Source organism: Flavobacterium sp. MMLR14_040 (assembly GCF_033657265.1).
GTDB lineage: Bacteria > Bacteroidota > Bacteroidia > Flavobacteriales > Flavobacteriaceae > Flavobacterium.
In genome coordinates, this window is sequence record NZ_JAWVWO010000001.1 from 502,636 (window position 1) to 518,348 (window position 15,713).

The window sequence follows — 15,713 nt, forward strand, 5'->3', positions numbered from 1 at the left end:
CGTTTAGTTATATAAAAATAAAAAATGGAAACCGAACAATTTGAACTCAATAATAAACAAATTTTTATCTGCGAGGAGCATCACCATGTCTTGAAATTTTGGCGTCAGTATAGAGCAGAACAACCTTATCTTGTAACATTCGATCATCACACAGATCTTCATCGGGCCTTCCAAGGATACCTTAACACGATTTCGTATACGGGGAAACGGTGGGAGTCACAAGCTGAATGGGACTTAGCACAATCCAAGCTTCTTTCCAAAATGATCGAGGATAACTGGGAGAACATTAATGATTTAAAGCACGATGAGCACATAGATGCAGCGATCAACGCAGGCTTTATAAAAAAAGCACTCGTATACAGCCACGATTCATATCATAACAAACCAGACCGGGTTTTCTGCATAAATGTTACCAAAAATTATTCTGGGCAGCAGGTCATCAACAATTCACAATCATACCATGAGCCATCCACTATTATTAATGGGCCTGAGCTGGAAAGCAGGTTTCGTTTATTTGATCTTTACATTCCTCGTGAACAGTGGATAAATAACTATATTCTTGATATTGACTTAGACTTTTTTCAGACTAAAAAATCAATAACTCCTGAAGATACATCCTTTTTTAAAATGCTTATCGAAAATGCCAAAGGGATCTCCATTGCAAAAGAAAGCGGCTGGATAGCCACTTGGAAACGTGAGCATGACCCTTCTTTATCCGTAGAATTTCTTCTTGAAAGATTGTTGAATCTAATAAAAGAATAATATTCTAGGAACAAAACCAGCTATTTCATTATAGTTTTTTACAATTATCAGTCATCATTAAAATAATAGCTATAAATCTAAAGACATTCAATAAATTGCTTGCTAATCTTATTATTAAATCAAAAAATAGAGAATTATGAATAAACAGATACTCGACCGAAACCAATGGTATTTATTTAGAAACCAGTTGCGCAATAACTATGATTATAATGATAACTGGAGAAATGTAATTGAATTATTCAGATTGCGAATTGAAAATTATTATTTATCTCCTATTAATAAAATTAAACATCCAGCGGCTTTAAAGGGTGAAGGTTTTACCATACTGACAATACAGTGTGCTTTAATTGAAATGTTTGCAGCTTTTAAAAGTGGTAAAATCCATAATCACAGGAAAACAGCTGTTAGTCCCTCATTTGAATATAAACAGGCTGATGACTGTTTCATAAAATTCCTGCAGACTGAGGCAATTTTTGAAAATCATTTTTACAGTATGAGATCAGGGCGAAAAAGATTAAATGTTCCATTTTCTGCCAAGGACTTTTATGGCAGTGTACGTTGCGGTCTCATGCATGAGGCACGGACAAAAGGCAGCTGGGTAATTAATGCAAAAAAAGCCTATCCTGGCGGAGAGCGTATATTTATCACACAAGATAGCGGAACAATCAGAGTTGACAGAAATATTTTAAACAATTTATTAACTGAATATCTTCAAAACTATCTAGCCGAACTCTCGGCTCAAAATCAGAACGGAAATAGTTTAAGACGTCTATTTGGTCGAAAACTGGATCACTTTTATGACATACAGCCAGACTCTCAAAATTATGACTGGTGGGAAGACCGATAATATTTTTCAAAATAATTAAATAACCTCCCTGCCCGGTATGTTTTACAAGAATTTGTAAAAAAAAGTCCGTCAGAAAGCTTTGAATATAGTTAAACCAGAAAAATTAAATTCAAAGCTATTCTACGGGCTAAAATATTATTTTTTCGTATCACCACAAATCAGAACTTAGTGGTTGAAAATCAACTTTTTTATCATGATAAATTAAGCAGCCTCCAATTAGTACATTATTCCTCACACAGATCCTATAGCCATCGAGATCAGTTATAATCAGTTTCTTTCGACTAACTCCACGAATAATTTCTGTGAAATCTGTACTGCCCTTAAATTCAATATCTGTAAGTTGTTCTACCGCACTTTGATTCGGATTCTTCCACAAATAACGTTCCGCAGAATCTACAGCTGCTACCTTTACAATTTTTCTCCGACGTAGTAATTCATTGAGTACTACTTTCAAAAATGATTTATAGTCAGGACTCTCAAGAGACGCTGATATATCAACATATATTTCATCTACAGGACATCCCAAATAAGGCGCCAGCACTGATGAATCAAGATAATGCTCCAATCCCTCTATATCTGGTAATGGCAACACAGCTAAAAGTTTCTCTTCGAAGATATCCGAACCTAAATCATCCGGTCTGATCTGCCCCATGTATGTACATCTTTCCGGGAATTCTAAATACATATTGTCCTTAACAGGACCATAATTAACTAAAAAGATTTCTGCCTTGGGAAGCCCTCGAGCATAATCATTCATAGCTTCGCTGAAATTCTTTTTATTCGAATTTCTATACTGTTTTACCTCGATTGCAACAAAATGATTTTCAGGAGTATCATCATCTGCACTGAAGAAAATCCTATAGTCCGGTTGAATCGCTGCTTTCCTTTTGCTTCCGCTTGGGTTTGCAAGTGCACTTCTAACTTCCGACCAGAGTTCAAAATCACCTTCTGCCGATTTTATAGTAGCAATAAGATTAGCTTTAAAAGGAAGACTAAGCTTTCCATTCTTATGGTGGAGCATGACCTGATATCCGTCAAATGATTTGTCAATTTTTGTCAGTATCCAGGCTGCATAGAGTTCATAACGAAATTTCCAGACTGGTAGGTTTAAAATATCCTTAAGCTGTTCCGTTACTTTCTTTTCAGGCACAGTTACAGTAACTCTATTCAAATTTAAAACGAAAGCATTTAGAATGTCAGAAAGCCCATTGAAGCGTAAATTACGTTCTTCAGCATCCAGTTGTTCAATTTCTTCAATGGTAGAAAAAACTTGGACGATAAAAAATTTAGCCCAGTGATCCAAAGAAATCCGGCATAAAAGCCTGATATCAGTTAGGACATTTACATTCTGTTCTAACGCTCCCCTGTCCTCATTCCAGTTCGCAGCTTTCTTTAGATCTTCAAGACTTCTGCCATGCTCGAGGCAGTTATTTACAAAAGAACGCCATATACTCATAAGAATTTCAAGGCTTCGGTCTAGATCTGGATGTCCTGTAATTGGCGTTTTAAGGTCTGGCGCTTTGAAAACAGCTCCTGACTTTTCGTCAATATAGGAATCTGTCCACATTTTTGCAGCCACGTTTTTTATTGAAGCGCTACCCGTTAAACGAAGTATGCCGTACAATTCATTGATTTGAGAAGCTGTTATTTCATACGCTGAGATCTGAACTTCAATTAAATGATATTTATTAACCATTTCACGAAAACTTTCCAGATCAAATCTCATATCCTCTGTGAGAGAATCAAAATCAAACTCCATTTTAATATTTTCATCTGCATATTTGATCTCGTACTTGGCAAAGAAACGGCATATTTCATTCATCATCCTACTATAAGGATGAAATGCAGTAAGAAGAACCTCCAGCAGGCGCTCTAAAGTGACCTGTCCTGCTGCTAAATTCTCCTCGACTGAAGGCAGATCACATGATATCCCAAGCAGCGAATATAGATTAAGATCAGGATCGTACGAGTCAAGCATTTGTTTATCATAGTATTTTAAGTCCAGTCCAGCGCTGCTTTTCAGGAATTCCCACAGCTGAGCCGCATCATTTATTTCCGTAGTTCCTATTTTTGATCCCAGTTCTTCGTGATCCATATTTTTAATGGTAATTATTGAAGCTGTAAGATAGTATTTTTACACTTTGAAGAATAAATAGCAATAAAAAAAAGTCTGAAAGCAGAAGTTTTTATGGACATGACTCGCAGTTTTTTAATAATAAAAAACCGTATAAATACGTATTTCTTTATATCCTTAAATAATATATTTTTGATTTATAGTACTTTACACCAAAATATAGAATTATTTTGTTTTGCTGTATCCTTAATCGGTTCTACTAAAATTAAATTTTTACTTTATGAAATACAGGGAAATAGAAAATGAGGAAGATTTAAGAATCCTTCTTAGCAGTGCAAATCAGATTAGCCAGATGGCCTTTCAAAATCTTAATTTTACTTTTACCGATAGTATACTGGAAAACAAACAGTTCTCAGACTGTCTTTTTTTAGGCTGCAAGCTACCTGATACTTTTGGTAAGTTTCTCCTTCAGGATAATTTGATTTTCCCCGAGACTAACACGCCTTATAACAGCTATTTAAATTCATTATACACAAAGTCTTCTCTTCTTGGAGGATATGCCCTTGGCGACCCTGACAGTTACGAGAGTACTTTGGACAAAATTGTTTACAATCATTATATAACTGCCGGCAAAGAAGCACAGGATATTAAAGAAACTCTTTCCAGACGCCTTCATGACCATTCCATAACTGATGCATTATATGATTTTCTGGCAAAATATGATGAAAAGAAAATAGTAGCTGTAATGGGCGGACACGATCTGCCACGTAATAATCTCAGTTACTTCGATGTAGCAAAAATTAGTAAAAAGCTTACCGAATTGGGATACCTGGTAGTCTCAGGCGGTGGTCCAGGTGCAATGGAAGCTTCTCACCTCGGAGCATGGTTTGCAGGTCGAGATGAAGAAGAATTAAAAATAGCGTTTGATATCTTATCTCAAGCTCCTAGCTTCAAGGACAGGTTTTGGCTGGATAAAGCATTTCAGGTTTTGGATCAGTATCCTGACACAACGTACGACAGTCTGGGAATACCAACCTGGCTTTATGGACACGAACCTCCAACTCCTTTCGCTTCAAAAATTGCAAAATATTTTGACAACAGCATACGTGAAGAAGGGCTTCTGGCAATAGCAAAAGGAGGTGTTATTTTTGCACCAGGAAGTGCGGGAACTATCCAGGAAATTTTTCAGGACGCAGTACAGAACCATTATTTAAGTTTTGGCTACGCCAGCCCTATGGTCTTTCTAAATCAACAGTACTGGACAGATGAACGTCCTATTTATCCGCTTCTAAAGGAAATGTCAGATAAAGGAAAATATAAAAATCTTATTTTATCAATTTTTGACAATAAAGATGACGTCGTAGCGGAAATTTTGAAGTTTACTTCTATCGAACTTACTCCTGCTGCAAATGCTCAGATCACAAAAACATATTAATTAAAAAACAATTAAAACCGTAAATCAACAAAACTGTCCATCACGGAAGAAACAATTAATGATATAGATGGAAATGAATATAAAACTATAAAAATTGGAAGCCAAATTTGGATGGCGGAAAATTTAAGAGTTGCTTCTTTTGCAAATGGAAGCCCTATTACTTTAGTGCAGAATAGCCTGCAGTGGCAGAATTTTCATTCTCCTAGCCAGGCAGTGTTTGAAAATAAAAAAGAAAATCAAAAATATGGCAGGATTTACAACTGGTTTGCCGTCAATGCTTCAGAAAATATTTGCCCATTAGGATGGAAAATTCCTAGTGTTGAAGACTGGAAAACACTGGCAAAAAATTTTGGTGGTTTAAATTCAGGCGGCAGAATCCTTCAAGATCAAAAAGGTTTTAATGCCCAGCTATTTGGTTTCAGGGCAGGTAATTTTGAAGACTTTGGTAAATCAGTATTTTACTGGACTTCGGATACAGATCCAAACCAGCCTGAGCTTCCGCCTCCGGGTAAAACTTCAAAAGCAGTTCAGTTAAAAATAAATGACCCAAATATAACTATCAGCAACGAGTACCAGATTGAAGGATTTTACATCCGATGCCTAAAAATAATAGATTAATATCTCTGTCCTAAAAAAAGAGATTTGTTCCGTCGAGGTCACTACAGCCAAATGGCGCCAATCGAAGACAATTGACACTATTTTTTTAATTTCGTTTCCTTTTTAGAAAGTAACAACTTCAAGGTTTGTAATTCGTACACCTATGTCTCTTTCATCAATTTACAATCATCGGCATATATTCTTGAAATTAAGAACAAGTCTCTCGCATTGCTTAATCTTAATTCATAATCCTTAATTTGTTCCAAAAGCCGTTTTTTTTTTTTACTAGCATTATCAACTAATAAGTTACAAATAAAAGTTAGTAAATTTTTAATTACAGTCTACTGAAACAAAATAGTAATTTATCGTGCTTAAAAAGGAACTTTAGAAATAAAAACAGGTATAACTACTTATAAAGTGAATTTTTAAAATCATAACTTTGAAGATTAATTTTATTAGTATAATTCAGCCATATAAAACAGACTTATAACAAAGATATTGGATTTTGTTTGTGAGAATTTAATTGCTCTTTAATAATAAATACTTATTTTTCGTTATCAAAAAATATAAACAATTGATTTCAATGCAGGAAGAATTACCCTTTTCTAAACCTACACCTCTTAGAAGAATTACAGCATTAGAGGCAATACAGGGTTCCGTTATTTCTGCTTTGGAAAGGGTAGAATTAATGTCATCAGACGACTACGAAACTTTTATTTTAGAATGGCTCTTTGGATGTCGCAATAAAAGATATGCAAAAGTTCGTTCATTTGCTGGAGCTGGGGATAAAGGAAGAGATGTGGTGGGCTACTATGCGGATGGTTCGATCGATATCTACCAATGCAAGCATTACAATAATAAAATAGCACCTACCACAATATATCCAGAACTGGGCAAGCTATGCTACTATACATTTTCTGGTGCTTATCCCGTCCCAAAAAAGTATTTTATAGTGGCACCAAAAGGCTGCGGGCCTGCAGTTTTGGATTGGCTTGATAATCCTAAACATATAAATGAAAAGCTAATAGCAAATTGGGAAAACTATTGTTTGAAACTAATTACTTCAACCAAAGATATTGTATTAACAAAAGAGCTAAAAAAATATGTAGAATCCTTTGACTTTTCCATTTTAAATGATTTAGCACCGCATGAAATAATTGAAGAGCACAAGTTGACGGAATATCATGTATTAAGATTTGGTGGAGGAATCAAAAAATACAGGGAGCTTATACCGGCTCCAGAAACAAACATACAGCCACGTGAACAGACCTACACCGAATTGCTGTTTAAAATTTATGAACAGGAATTAAATCAAAAGATTCAAAACATTTCAGAATTGAGAAATATAGGAGGTAGATATTTTACTCATTTTAATACTCAGAGAAATAGCTTTTACAGTGCCGAATCACTCGACAAATTCAGCAGAGAAAATTTCACAGAAGCAAATCCTTCGCCATTTTCGGAACTTTTGGATGATGCTCATTCTATTCTAGAGACTACTTTGGAACTCCACCAGGGTGATTCAGGCTATAGACGTATACTATTGGCCTCGCAAGAGTTGAAGCGTACTGATTTTTCAAGCAATCCGCTTCACTTGGAAATAAAACCTTTGGATAAAGACGGGTTATGTAATCATTTAGCGAATGAAAATCGGATTAAATGGATCGACTCATGAAAGAAATTAGAGAAACAGTAAAAATATACAATACACCTATTGAAATCGGAATGAGGTCATTAATAATTTTGGGCGTAGGAGGTGACCAGTTAATGGACCTCGAAAAGATAATGTATTTGGACTATTTATGTTTGAACACCTCTGACATAAATGGCCCAAAAAGTCTGCATGCCCCAATACCTAACCGAGGTGTGCAGGTATTCTCAAAAAAAGAGCTTATACAAAAAGGACTATCCATAATGGCTACAAAGGAACTCATAACACTGGTTGTTATGCCGGAAGGTTTTTTTTACAAGATTACTCCTGCAGGAATATTATTTCTGAAACTGTTTCAAACAAACTATTTTCTTGAACTCAACGATAGGTGTCGGTGGGTTGTAAGTCGATGGGGATCGCAAGATACTGACCAAATCAAGCTTTTTATTGATAATAACATACAAAAGTGGGGCGGTGATTTTTTAACTTCTGGAATTAAAACGATATGAGCGGTTTTTTTATTCGCAGCATCAACATTAGCGGAGAGCATGTTGAGACGGCCCGCTTAGAATTCAAAAGTGGTGCAAACTTAATTACAGGCGCTTCCGACACAGGAAAATCATATATTTTTGCTGCTCTTTCATATGGGCTGGGCATTGGCGAGGCGCCAAAAGATATTCCGCAAAGTACCGGTTATGATCAAATACTTATAGAAATAATTAGATATGAGGATTCAAAACCTTTTACATTATGGCGCCGAATTGGAAAAACCGCAATTTATCTTAAGGAATGCGAATTCAAAGACTTTTATAATAAAAACATTCCTTATAAAGAACTTCATACCACTGGCCGTTTGGATAATGAGAATCACATTTCATCCTTCCTGCTTGGTTTTATGGGCCTGAAGGATAAGAAAGTATTAGTCAGCAAAGATAAAGGTTCCACATCTCCGGCATCTTGGAAAAACTTAATGAATTTGACTTTTATACCCGAAGACCAGATCATTAAAACAACCTCTCCTTTTTACTATTCCGTTCAGTATAAAGAACGTACAATGGCTCAGTCACTGTTACATATTCTTCTTTCTGGAAACGATTTTTCAGACGTTGTTGAAAAAGAAGACTTTACTGTTGCAGAGAATCAAATATCGGGAAAGATCGAGTTTATTGAATATCAGATCAGGCATTACGGTAACGAAAAACAAATGCTGATTGATAACAACAATAATCACTCGAAAGAAGAAAGGCAGAAATTTCTAAATATAAATGAGACACTGCAGAATAATATTGAAACGGCAAAAAACCTAATTTCAACAAAAAATGAATTGCTGGCTCAAAAACAGGAACTGCATAATGACCTTGTATATAAAAAGGAACTTTTACAGAGATTTCAAATATTAAAACAGCAATACATCAGCGATGCAGATCGGCTTAATTTCATCCTTGAAACTCATGTTATTTCAGGCCAGCTGGGTGACAGTGTATGCCCTATCTGCTCATCTCCTTTAGAAGATCATACAATTGACCATATGCTGGAAAAAGAAAATTTCATGCTTGCTGCAACAAATGAACTTATCAAAACGAAATACAATCTAGCCGGACTAAAAGAAACAGCTGAAAATCTATCTTCCGAGGAAAACTCACTGCTTTTTGATATTGAGATTCTGGATAATACCCTTCGTGAAATTGAAGCCGATTTAGATACTAATTTTTCCATTAAAATAAAGGAACTGAAAGATGAACTCAATCAATATTTAGAATTGGAAAGATCAGACAGGGAGATTGTTTTTATTGACAATTTAATAACTAGGTTGGCAGATGAGAAAAATCGTTTGGAACAGCTTCCAAATTCTAAAAATCAAAGTGAAACTGATATAAATTTGGTTCCTTACTCAAAACTTGTAAGTCTTTGCAAATTTATTGAAAACAGACTTAGCAACTGGAATTATGAAGAACAAGTGAAAGTTGATTTTGACTCAACTTATAATATTTTTGATATCATGATTTCCGGAAAGTCAAGAAGAAGTTACGGAAAAGGTAAACGGTCCATTTCTTTCACGGCGTGTCTAATTGGACTTCTAGATTATTGCAGTTTCAACCAGACAGATTTTTCTAATCTAATTGTTTTGGATTCTCCCCTAACAACATTTGAAGAAAAGCAGAAAGACTACACTGGTGCCGAAAAAATAAAGGCTGAAATTCTAAAATCATTTTTTACCGACATTATAAAACTCCCAGATAATTCACAGATTATTATTTTTGACAACAAAATGCCTGACCCGGTAACTCTAGACCTGATAAAAGACAATTTGAACTTACACATATTCAGCGGTATCAAAAATCAGGGAAGACAGGGATTTTTCCCCGTTTAACAATATTTCTTCCTTATAGTTCGGTGCTAAAAATTGTAATCTCTGAAAAATATTTATTAGTATATTGAAGATTTAAAATTGAGCACTGGCATTATTACTTTGGCATCGATAACCATTTTAAAACGGAAAAACCTTTCGCTGATGATATTTCGTAGACAGACACTACATGTTGTCCTATGACAAACTCTTCAAATCGTCCAAAAATTTTATATAAACTTGTCCTCTCCTGTCACAAAAAATCCAACAGGTGCCAATTGAAGACAATTGGCACCTTATATTACTTAAAAAATTTTTAATCAATACATTAGTGTTTTTTTTTGTTTTCGTTTCCTTTTTTATTAAACCTAAAAAAACAGGAAAATATTTTACGAAAAAATACCTGATTTTTTTGCACCGCCTGTAAAATTAGAAATACAACGCTCTGCGGCAGCCCTAGCCCCGATAGCAGTGGAAATCCTTTTGTGCCGGTGTTCGGCGCAAAAGATTGCAACGGATAGCGGGAAAAAGCTCCAAAAAAATAATATCAAATCTAAAAACTCAGAGATGAGCAATAGTCCATGTATATAATATCGCACCTACACACCTGATTACCTGATCGCTATTTTATAAATACAAATCCTTATTCTAAAAAAAAAAATATCACTATCCTTTTATATTTGACAAAGTACCAAGCACAAAAGCACAACCGCGAACAAAAACGCCAATACCGCCCAACCTGCCCGCTACACCCCTTTAAAAAACAACAGCAATAATCTAATCCAAAAAATAAAATAAAAAACTTCCATACAACCAAAAATTACCACAAGGGCCACCGTAATTCCCAAAACCCGATCAAAGCCCCAAAACACGCAGCCAAAAACACCCAGCCCCTATGACCCCCAGAACCCTTATAAGGAACCCCAAAGCGGCCCCAAAGACATAACGGTGAAGGACATAGAAAAGGACCTCATAGAGAATGACCCTTTAAAGGGGTCTCAAACGGATAGGAATACCCAAAAGAGCGATGAGGCTGAGAATGATTCCTTTGAGACCATAGCCTGAAAGGACAATCCGGCGCGCAGGGAATTCGAAATAGGGAAACTGGGCAACCAGGAGCTAAAAGAAGATGAACTTACCAGAAATGAAACAGGTCAATGTGCACCAGGCTATGCCAAACCCTCCGAGCGAAAATTTTAATGCAAGGAGATTTGATGCCTAAAAAAAACTTTATAATCCTTAAAGGTTTTTTATACGATCTGCCGGCAATCCTCTGCACGGGACTAATCAAAAGAGTAATATTATTATAGTATGGCTAATGCTGCCAAAATTGCTAATAGATAGTAATTATCAAAGTAAAATTGCTTAGAGATCCTGAGCTTTTATACTCTTATATCTCATGGTTCACCCTCGTTAGCATATTGTCAGCGCTCGGATAAGCAAAGATTGTCTAATCGAAAAATATAAAATCTTTTTTCAGTGTCTCCTTCGAATAGAGTGAAGGCAGATCCCCTGCAAAAATAACCGCGTGCCTTATTATCCTTGGAGCTAAACTAAATGAAGCCCTGCAGGAAAATAAGTAAATTCCCTGGTTGTTTTATTGGATATTTCACCTCTGTAAATTTCTACCCTCTCTATCCAGTTTCCTTTTTGGTCATATTTATATTCATATGATCTGTCTGTGGTTTTAATGAGATTATCATATTGGTCATATTCAAATAAATGATCAGTACCCATATATCCATTTGGAAGGGAAATTCTATCCTCAATCAATAAATCTTTGTCATTATAAAAATAATAATGATTGTCAAATGAATCCTCGTCAAAAATTTTCAGGTATTGTACAAGTTTATCGGTCTCATCAAAAAACAGCATGTCTTTGCTTGAAACGATATTATTTCTATACGAGATCCTCCCTATTAAAAATTCATTTTTATTGCCATATTTTTCTACAACATGAATCTGATCTCCGATACGCTGCGTTTTGGTGTAAAATCCTTTTTTTCCATAACCGGAATAATCATAAATAAGTTCCAAATCACTGTTCCTGTCCCTCTCAATCAATGTATGTCCATCACTATCGTAGTGAACTTCCATACTTACATTTAAATGAATTATTGAACCATCCTCTAATATGTCAATTTTCAGTGCCTGCTCGGTCCTTACACCATCTTTGATTTTTATATATTTATTAGCCAGGCCTGTCTGTTGATCATATTCAAAGAGTTCAGTGGAATTATCAGGAAAATAATGCTTAGAGAGTATTTTTTTTTCTTTAAAATTCTTATATTTTATTTCAAATAGGCCGTCCCCTGACACTTCTCTTATAATTTCTTTTTCCCTCTTAAACTCAAAAGAAAAATTTTCTGAGCTTTCTCTGAGCTCCCATACTAGGGATTCCTTATTAAATTCAAAAGTGGTCTGTTTCATGAATTTAATAGCGCTTTTCAAATTCTTCAGTTTATTTGCGAAATATACCTTATCAAACAAGTTGGACATGGCGCAATTTTTTTTAAGATATTCGTACATAGTATTGTATTGAGAGTTTTAAAGTTTTTGATTTATTTAATTCAAGGTGTCCTTAAAATTTGTATAGTCTTAAACATATATTGAAAAAAATATAAGTGTTAAAAAAATATAAGTGTTATTTGTAATAATCTCATCATTAATTTAATTAGACGTGTTGTAGTAAGTTATTGAATCTACGCAAATCTTAGCATTTCTGCTAACGATAGGATATAACAGCGGGCTCGGGGCTAAATTAGCCCCATTGTTCAGATTTGCCAGGTTCCAAAATACAGATCCAACTTTCCATTAAGGCTGTTGCCCAAATCCGTTTTAAGCGCTATAGGTCAAATGTCCAAATTCGTTGTAGCATATTCGCTGTGTATTTTATTCAATTACATATAGTAATTTCGGAGCTCCTGCATCATGTTCGCCAACCGCTAAATAAAAAGGTTTTTTAAAATTTAATTTACTAAATATATTCTCGTGGTGAGCCCTTAAAAAAGTCTGGTATGATTCAATAAATGCTGCAGTTTCAAATAAATTATAAATATCCATTAAGTCCTCCCAATCATCAAAATCATTTTCTTTTCCCTGAATTTCTCTGGTCAAATCAGAAAGTAATGGAATTATACACCCTGGCAAACAAGAAATGTTTTCTAAATAATTCAGTCGCTCGTCCATAGTTTTAAAAATAGGAGATTCAATGCTACTGTAATTGAAACCGATGGCAAAGGTATCAAATGCGCCGCCGTACAGCCCTCCATGCTCAAAATAAAGCATATTGAACTCTTTTTTCAGGTCATTATTGTACTTGTCATTCAACCAGTAATTATTAATATTTGCTTTCAAATCATTAAACATGCTTTCAATATTTTTATTGCTATCATGTTCTTTCCAAAGATTATAAAACTCAAGTTGGGTTTTGTTGTCTGTTAATTTTAGACTTTCAGTTACGTTTTTTTCCAATTGAATTTCGGTCTCTTTTAATCTTTCGATTATGGTTTTATTTTTCATAATAGTATTTTTAATATAACAGCAGATTTTCTTGACTTAAACTAGATATTGCATTAAATGAGCCCTATTCTTCGACTTTATCAAATCCTCCAAATCCAGAACTATTTTCAATTAATCTAATTACCCAAATCTATTCTACAAATTTTTAATCGTTTGATCATTAAATATTATTGTCAGTTTTTAAAGAAAATCTCATATCCCAATTCTATTTTTACAATTATAATATTTAGTTTTTCCTTAATTAAATTTAATCCATCAGCATCAAATAAATATTTCGTCTGGTAGGAAAAATGATATTGCTCTCCTTTTTTAAAATCGTTCTTATTGGATTTTTTTACCACTTCTATATGAAATTCTATATTTTCAATTTCTGTAGACAAATCAGAATATTTCCTGATACTTTTGATTTCTTCTGCTGTTAACTTTTGATTTTCAAAATCAAAATCTATACAGCCATTTTCTTTTAATTTTTCATAAGTATTTTGGTCAGCCAATACAATTCCGAAATCGCAAATTTCATAAGAGAGTAAATAGAATTTCTTTTGAAAATGAGCTTGTGTTAATTCCAAAATTTCATTTAAAACAATAGTAATTCTTTCGTTATCGATATAATGGCTATATTTTTGAAAAAAAGTTTTAAAAATTTTATTCTTTATTTCTAACTCGATAAAATATTTATCTTCTTTTTCTTGAATAGCTGTAATGGAATAATCAATACTTATATCTAGTAAATTGAAACTTTTATCAAAAATTTCCAAGTAATCCTTACCTTCAAAAATACCATCCGGAACATCATAAAAGAATTCCTTATTTGAAATTATATTCTCTAATTTCTCCAATGCATTGCCATAATAAGCATTATTTTGCAACGATAATTTATTGAGGTCTAAATAAAAATCTATTTTTTTATCTAAAGCCAAAGGTTTAAAATTAGAATTATCTAAATCAATATAGACTACCTCGGATTTATTTTCTTCAACAAATAAAGCGCCGTTGCTCTTATTACGGGCTATAGGAATTAAATTTTCTACACGGAATACTGGATAAAACTCGCTATTGACAAAGTCGAGAATTGCTTCTTTTAAGAAACTTGGATTATTAAAATTGCTGTCTCTACTGCTATAATTTAAAACTTTAAACTCACCCAAATAGGCAACTTCAAAAAGAAGCTCTCGATTGTTTTTTATTCTAAATTCTAAAATTTCTTTAATAAAACTAGGTATTTGCAGGTTTTCACGTTCTTCAAATCTGCGTATAGCTTTAAATTTGCCATTATTCAAAAATATTATTTTTAGCGTTTTAACAATTGATACAAAACTTCCGTAAATTATCATTAAAAGTCCCATATAATGAAACAATAACGCATTTAAAGAATATAAATAATAGCCAAAAAGGATTAAAATTATACCAATTAATATATTTATTAAGTTTCTATTTTTAGAATTCATTTTATGTTTAATTATTTAGTGTATGATGTGGCTTAACCAACTAACACTTTGAACCTGAGTTCATGAGGCTTCAAAGTACAAAGTTTCCTGTTTTTGTGTATATCAAACGTAATGCTCCTGGCTTAAAGTTGAGCCCGCCTGGAGCCAGTGTTAGATTTTGTAAATTATTGCTGGAGTTCATTTAATATTTTTTTCGGAGCGTAGTATATTTGAAATCCTCTCTCTAATGATTTTTCTATAAATCTATTATATTTCATGCATGCAGTTTCCTTGTCTTTAAATTTTAAGAGCCCGGCACCAGTCAACATTTCATTATTTCGAATTTCACAAATATCCCATTTAGAGTAATCAGTTGGGTCCATTAAACAACAAACAGTCTGTACTTGAATACTATCAATAAATGATTCTAAATCACAGATTCCTTTTTCCAATTTGTATTTCAGCCAATCCTTGTCTGATAAGTCAGAGACATGAAAAATATGAATAGTGTCCTTCAATTTATTTAATACTACAATTTCAGTTGAACCATATAAATTTCCAATTTGTATAAAATCATAGGGAACTTTTGGCCTGAATTCACTCTCGAATAATTTTAGGTTTTCCAGGCTGTCTAAAAAACTAAACGGTTTTTCAAATTCTTCATCATCACCTTCAATTATTAGGTTCGCTGGTATGGCAAGTAAATTGTCTCCAAAAATCTTAAAGGAATGAACCTGTCTGAAGTTTTCAGGGAATACCAAAAGGTTTTCTCCGGACAGTTCTGATTTTTTTGAAAGGTGTCCAATTTGTTTTTCAAGCTCCGTGAGTTTGTCGGTCATTTTTATCGCTATTAAAATCTATATTTTTCACTGACCATATAGTATGACGCATAAGGTCAGTTTATGGAAAAACTTTGTTTGTTTTACCTCAAATGTAACAAAAAAGTTGTTCTAAAAAATGATTTTTGAGTTTTTAGAAATACAACATATCATAGGAATTCATCACAGCCAAATCCATTTTTTCAGTATACAAATCCCCTATAGGCTGAATT

General features: G+C 33.8%; 12 protein-coding genes. 7 read left to right on the forward strand and 5 right to left on the reverse strand.

The annotated features are described in order from the left end of the window. The first annotated feature begins 24 nt into the window (after positions 1 to 24). Entirely contained in the window at positions 25 to 762 is a 738-nt protein-coding gene (locus SD960_RS02345) for a UPF0489 family protein (protein ID WP_318800629.1), read from the forward strand. 136 nt (positions 763 to 898) lie between these two features. Further along, on the forward strand, positions 899 to 1,609 hold the full coding sequence (locus tag SD960_RS02350) for a hypothetical protein (protein WP_318800630.1): 711 nt from the start codon (positions 899 to 901) through the stop codon (positions 1,607 to 1,609). A gap of 148 nt (positions 1,610 to 1,757) precedes the next feature. Here the strand turns inward: SD960_RS02350 and SD960_RS02355 are convergent, their stop codons facing one another. Beyond that, positions 1,758 to 3,704, reverse strand: coding sequence for a hypothetical protein (locus SD960_RS02355; RefSeq protein WP_318800631.1), 1,947 nt, complete (start codon positions 3,702 to 3,704; stop codon positions 1,758 to 1,760). Between the two features lie 259 nt (positions 3,705 to 3,963). Between SD960_RS02355 and SD960_RS02360 the strand changes: the two genes are divergently transcribed. The 5 genes from SD960_RS02360 to SD960_RS02380 all read left to right on the forward strand — a co-directional run bounded on the left by SD960_RS02360 (position 3,964) and on the right by SD960_RS02380 (position 9,737). Continuing rightward, entirely contained in the window at positions 3,964 to 5,118 is a 1,155-nt protein-coding gene (locus SD960_RS02360; RefSeq protein ID WP_318800632.1) for a hypothetical protein, read from the forward strand. Positions 5,119 to 5,181: 63 nt separating this feature from the next. Then, positions 5,182 to 5,736, forward strand: a complete 555-nt coding sequence (locus SD960_RS02365; RefSeq protein WP_318800698.1) for a fibrobacter succinogenes major paralogous domain-containing protein — start codon at positions 5,182 to 5,184, stop codon at positions 5,734 to 5,736. A gap of 562 nt (positions 5,737 to 6,298) precedes the next feature. Next, a complete protein-coding gene (locus SD960_RS02370) occupies positions 6,299 to 7,390 on the forward strand; it encodes an ABC-three component system protein (protein WP_318800633.1) in 1,092 nt (363 codons plus the stop codon). Next, positions 7,387 to 7,875: an ABC-three component system middle component 2 gene (locus SD960_RS02375; RefSeq protein WP_318800634.1), complete on the forward strand. Its 489-nt coding sequence runs from the start codon at positions 7,387 to 7,389 to the stop codon at positions 7,873 to 7,875. Before SD960_RS02370 ends, SD960_RS02375 begins: the two co-directional genes overlap by 4 nt. Then, positions 7,872 to 9,737 (forward strand): hypothetical protein, encoded by a 1,866-nt coding sequence (locus SD960_RS02380; protein WP_318800635.1) that lies wholly within the window; start codon positions 7,872 to 7,874, stop codon positions 9,735 to 9,737. The genes SD960_RS02375 and SD960_RS02380 overlap by 4 nt, the downstream gene beginning before the upstream one ends. Positions 9,738 to 11,261: 1,524 nt before the next feature. On the opposite strand, the gene SD960_RS02385 is transcribed toward SD960_RS02380, so the two are convergent. The 4 genes from SD960_RS02385 to SD960_RS02400 all read right to left on the reverse strand — a co-directional run bounded on the left by SD960_RS02385 (position 11,262) and on the right by SD960_RS02400 (position 15,501). Further along, positions 11,262 to 12,143 carry a hypothetical protein gene (locus tag SD960_RS02385; RefSeq protein ID WP_318800636.1) on the reverse strand — a complete coding sequence of 294 codons (882 nt, stop codon included), beginning with the start codon at positions 12,141 to 12,143 and terminating at the stop codon, positions 11,262 to 11,264. A 462-nt stretch (positions 12,144 to 12,605) separates the two neighbouring features. Next, positions 12,606 to 13,235, reverse strand: a complete 630-nt coding sequence (locus SD960_RS02390; RefSeq protein WP_318800637.1) for a hypothetical protein — start codon at positions 13,233 to 13,235, stop codon at positions 12,606 to 12,608. A gap of 173 nt (positions 13,236 to 13,408) precedes the next feature. Continuing rightward, the gene (locus SD960_RS02395) at positions 13,409 to 14,683 is read right to left on the reverse strand and encodes a hypothetical protein (RefSeq protein ID WP_318800638.1); all 1,275 of its coding nucleotides are present in this window, start codon (positions 14,681 to 14,683) and stop codon (positions 13,409 to 13,411) included. A gap of 164 nt (positions 14,684 to 14,847) precedes the next feature. Then, on the reverse strand, positions 14,848 to 15,501 hold the full coding sequence (locus tag SD960_RS02400) for a hypothetical protein (RefSeq protein WP_318800639.1): 654 nt from the start codon (positions 15,499 to 15,501) through the stop codon (positions 14,848 to 14,850). Positions 15,502 to 15,713: the final 212 nt, after the last annotated feature.

Coding starts and splice junctions, on each gene's coding strand:
- SD960_RS02400 (WP_318800639.1), bottom strand. CDS start 15,501: ATGACCGACAAACTCACGGAGCTTGAAAAACAAATTGGACACCTTTCA.
- SD960_RS02380 (WP_318800635.1), top strand. CDS start 7,872: ATGAGCGGTTTTTTTATTCGCAGCATCAACATTAGCGGAGAGCATGTT.
- SD960_RS02355 (WP_318800631.1), bottom strand. CDS start 3,704: ATGGATCACGAAGAACTGGGATCAAAAATAGGAACTACGGAAATAAAT.
- SD960_RS02360 (WP_318800632.1), top strand. CDS start 3,964: ATGAAATACAGGGAAATAGAAAATGAGGAAGATTTAAGAATCCTTCTT.
- SD960_RS02385 (WP_318800636.1), bottom strand. CDS start 12,143: ATGAAACAGACCACTTTTGAATTTAATAAGGAATCCCTAGTATGGGAG.
- SD960_RS02390 (WP_318800637.1), bottom strand. CDS start 13,235: ATGAAAAATAAAACCATAATCGAAAGATTAAAAGAGACCGAAATTCAA.
- SD960_RS02350 (WP_318800630.1), top strand. CDS start 899: ATGAATAAACAGATACTCGACCGAAACCAATGGTATTTATTTAGAAAC.
- SD960_RS02375 (WP_318800634.1), top strand. CDS start 7,387: ATGAAAGAAATTAGAGAAACAGTAAAAATATACAATACACCTATTGAA.
- SD960_RS02345 (WP_318800629.1), top strand. CDS start 25: ATGGAAACCGAACAATTTGAACTCAATAATAAACAAATTTTTATCTGC.
- SD960_RS02395 (WP_318800638.1), bottom strand. CDS start 14,683: ATGAATTCTAAAAATAGAAACTTAATAAATATATTAATTGGTATAATT.
- SD960_RS02370 (WP_318800633.1), top strand. CDS start 6,299: ATGCAGGAAGAATTACCCTTTTCTAAACCTACACCTCTTAGAAGAATT.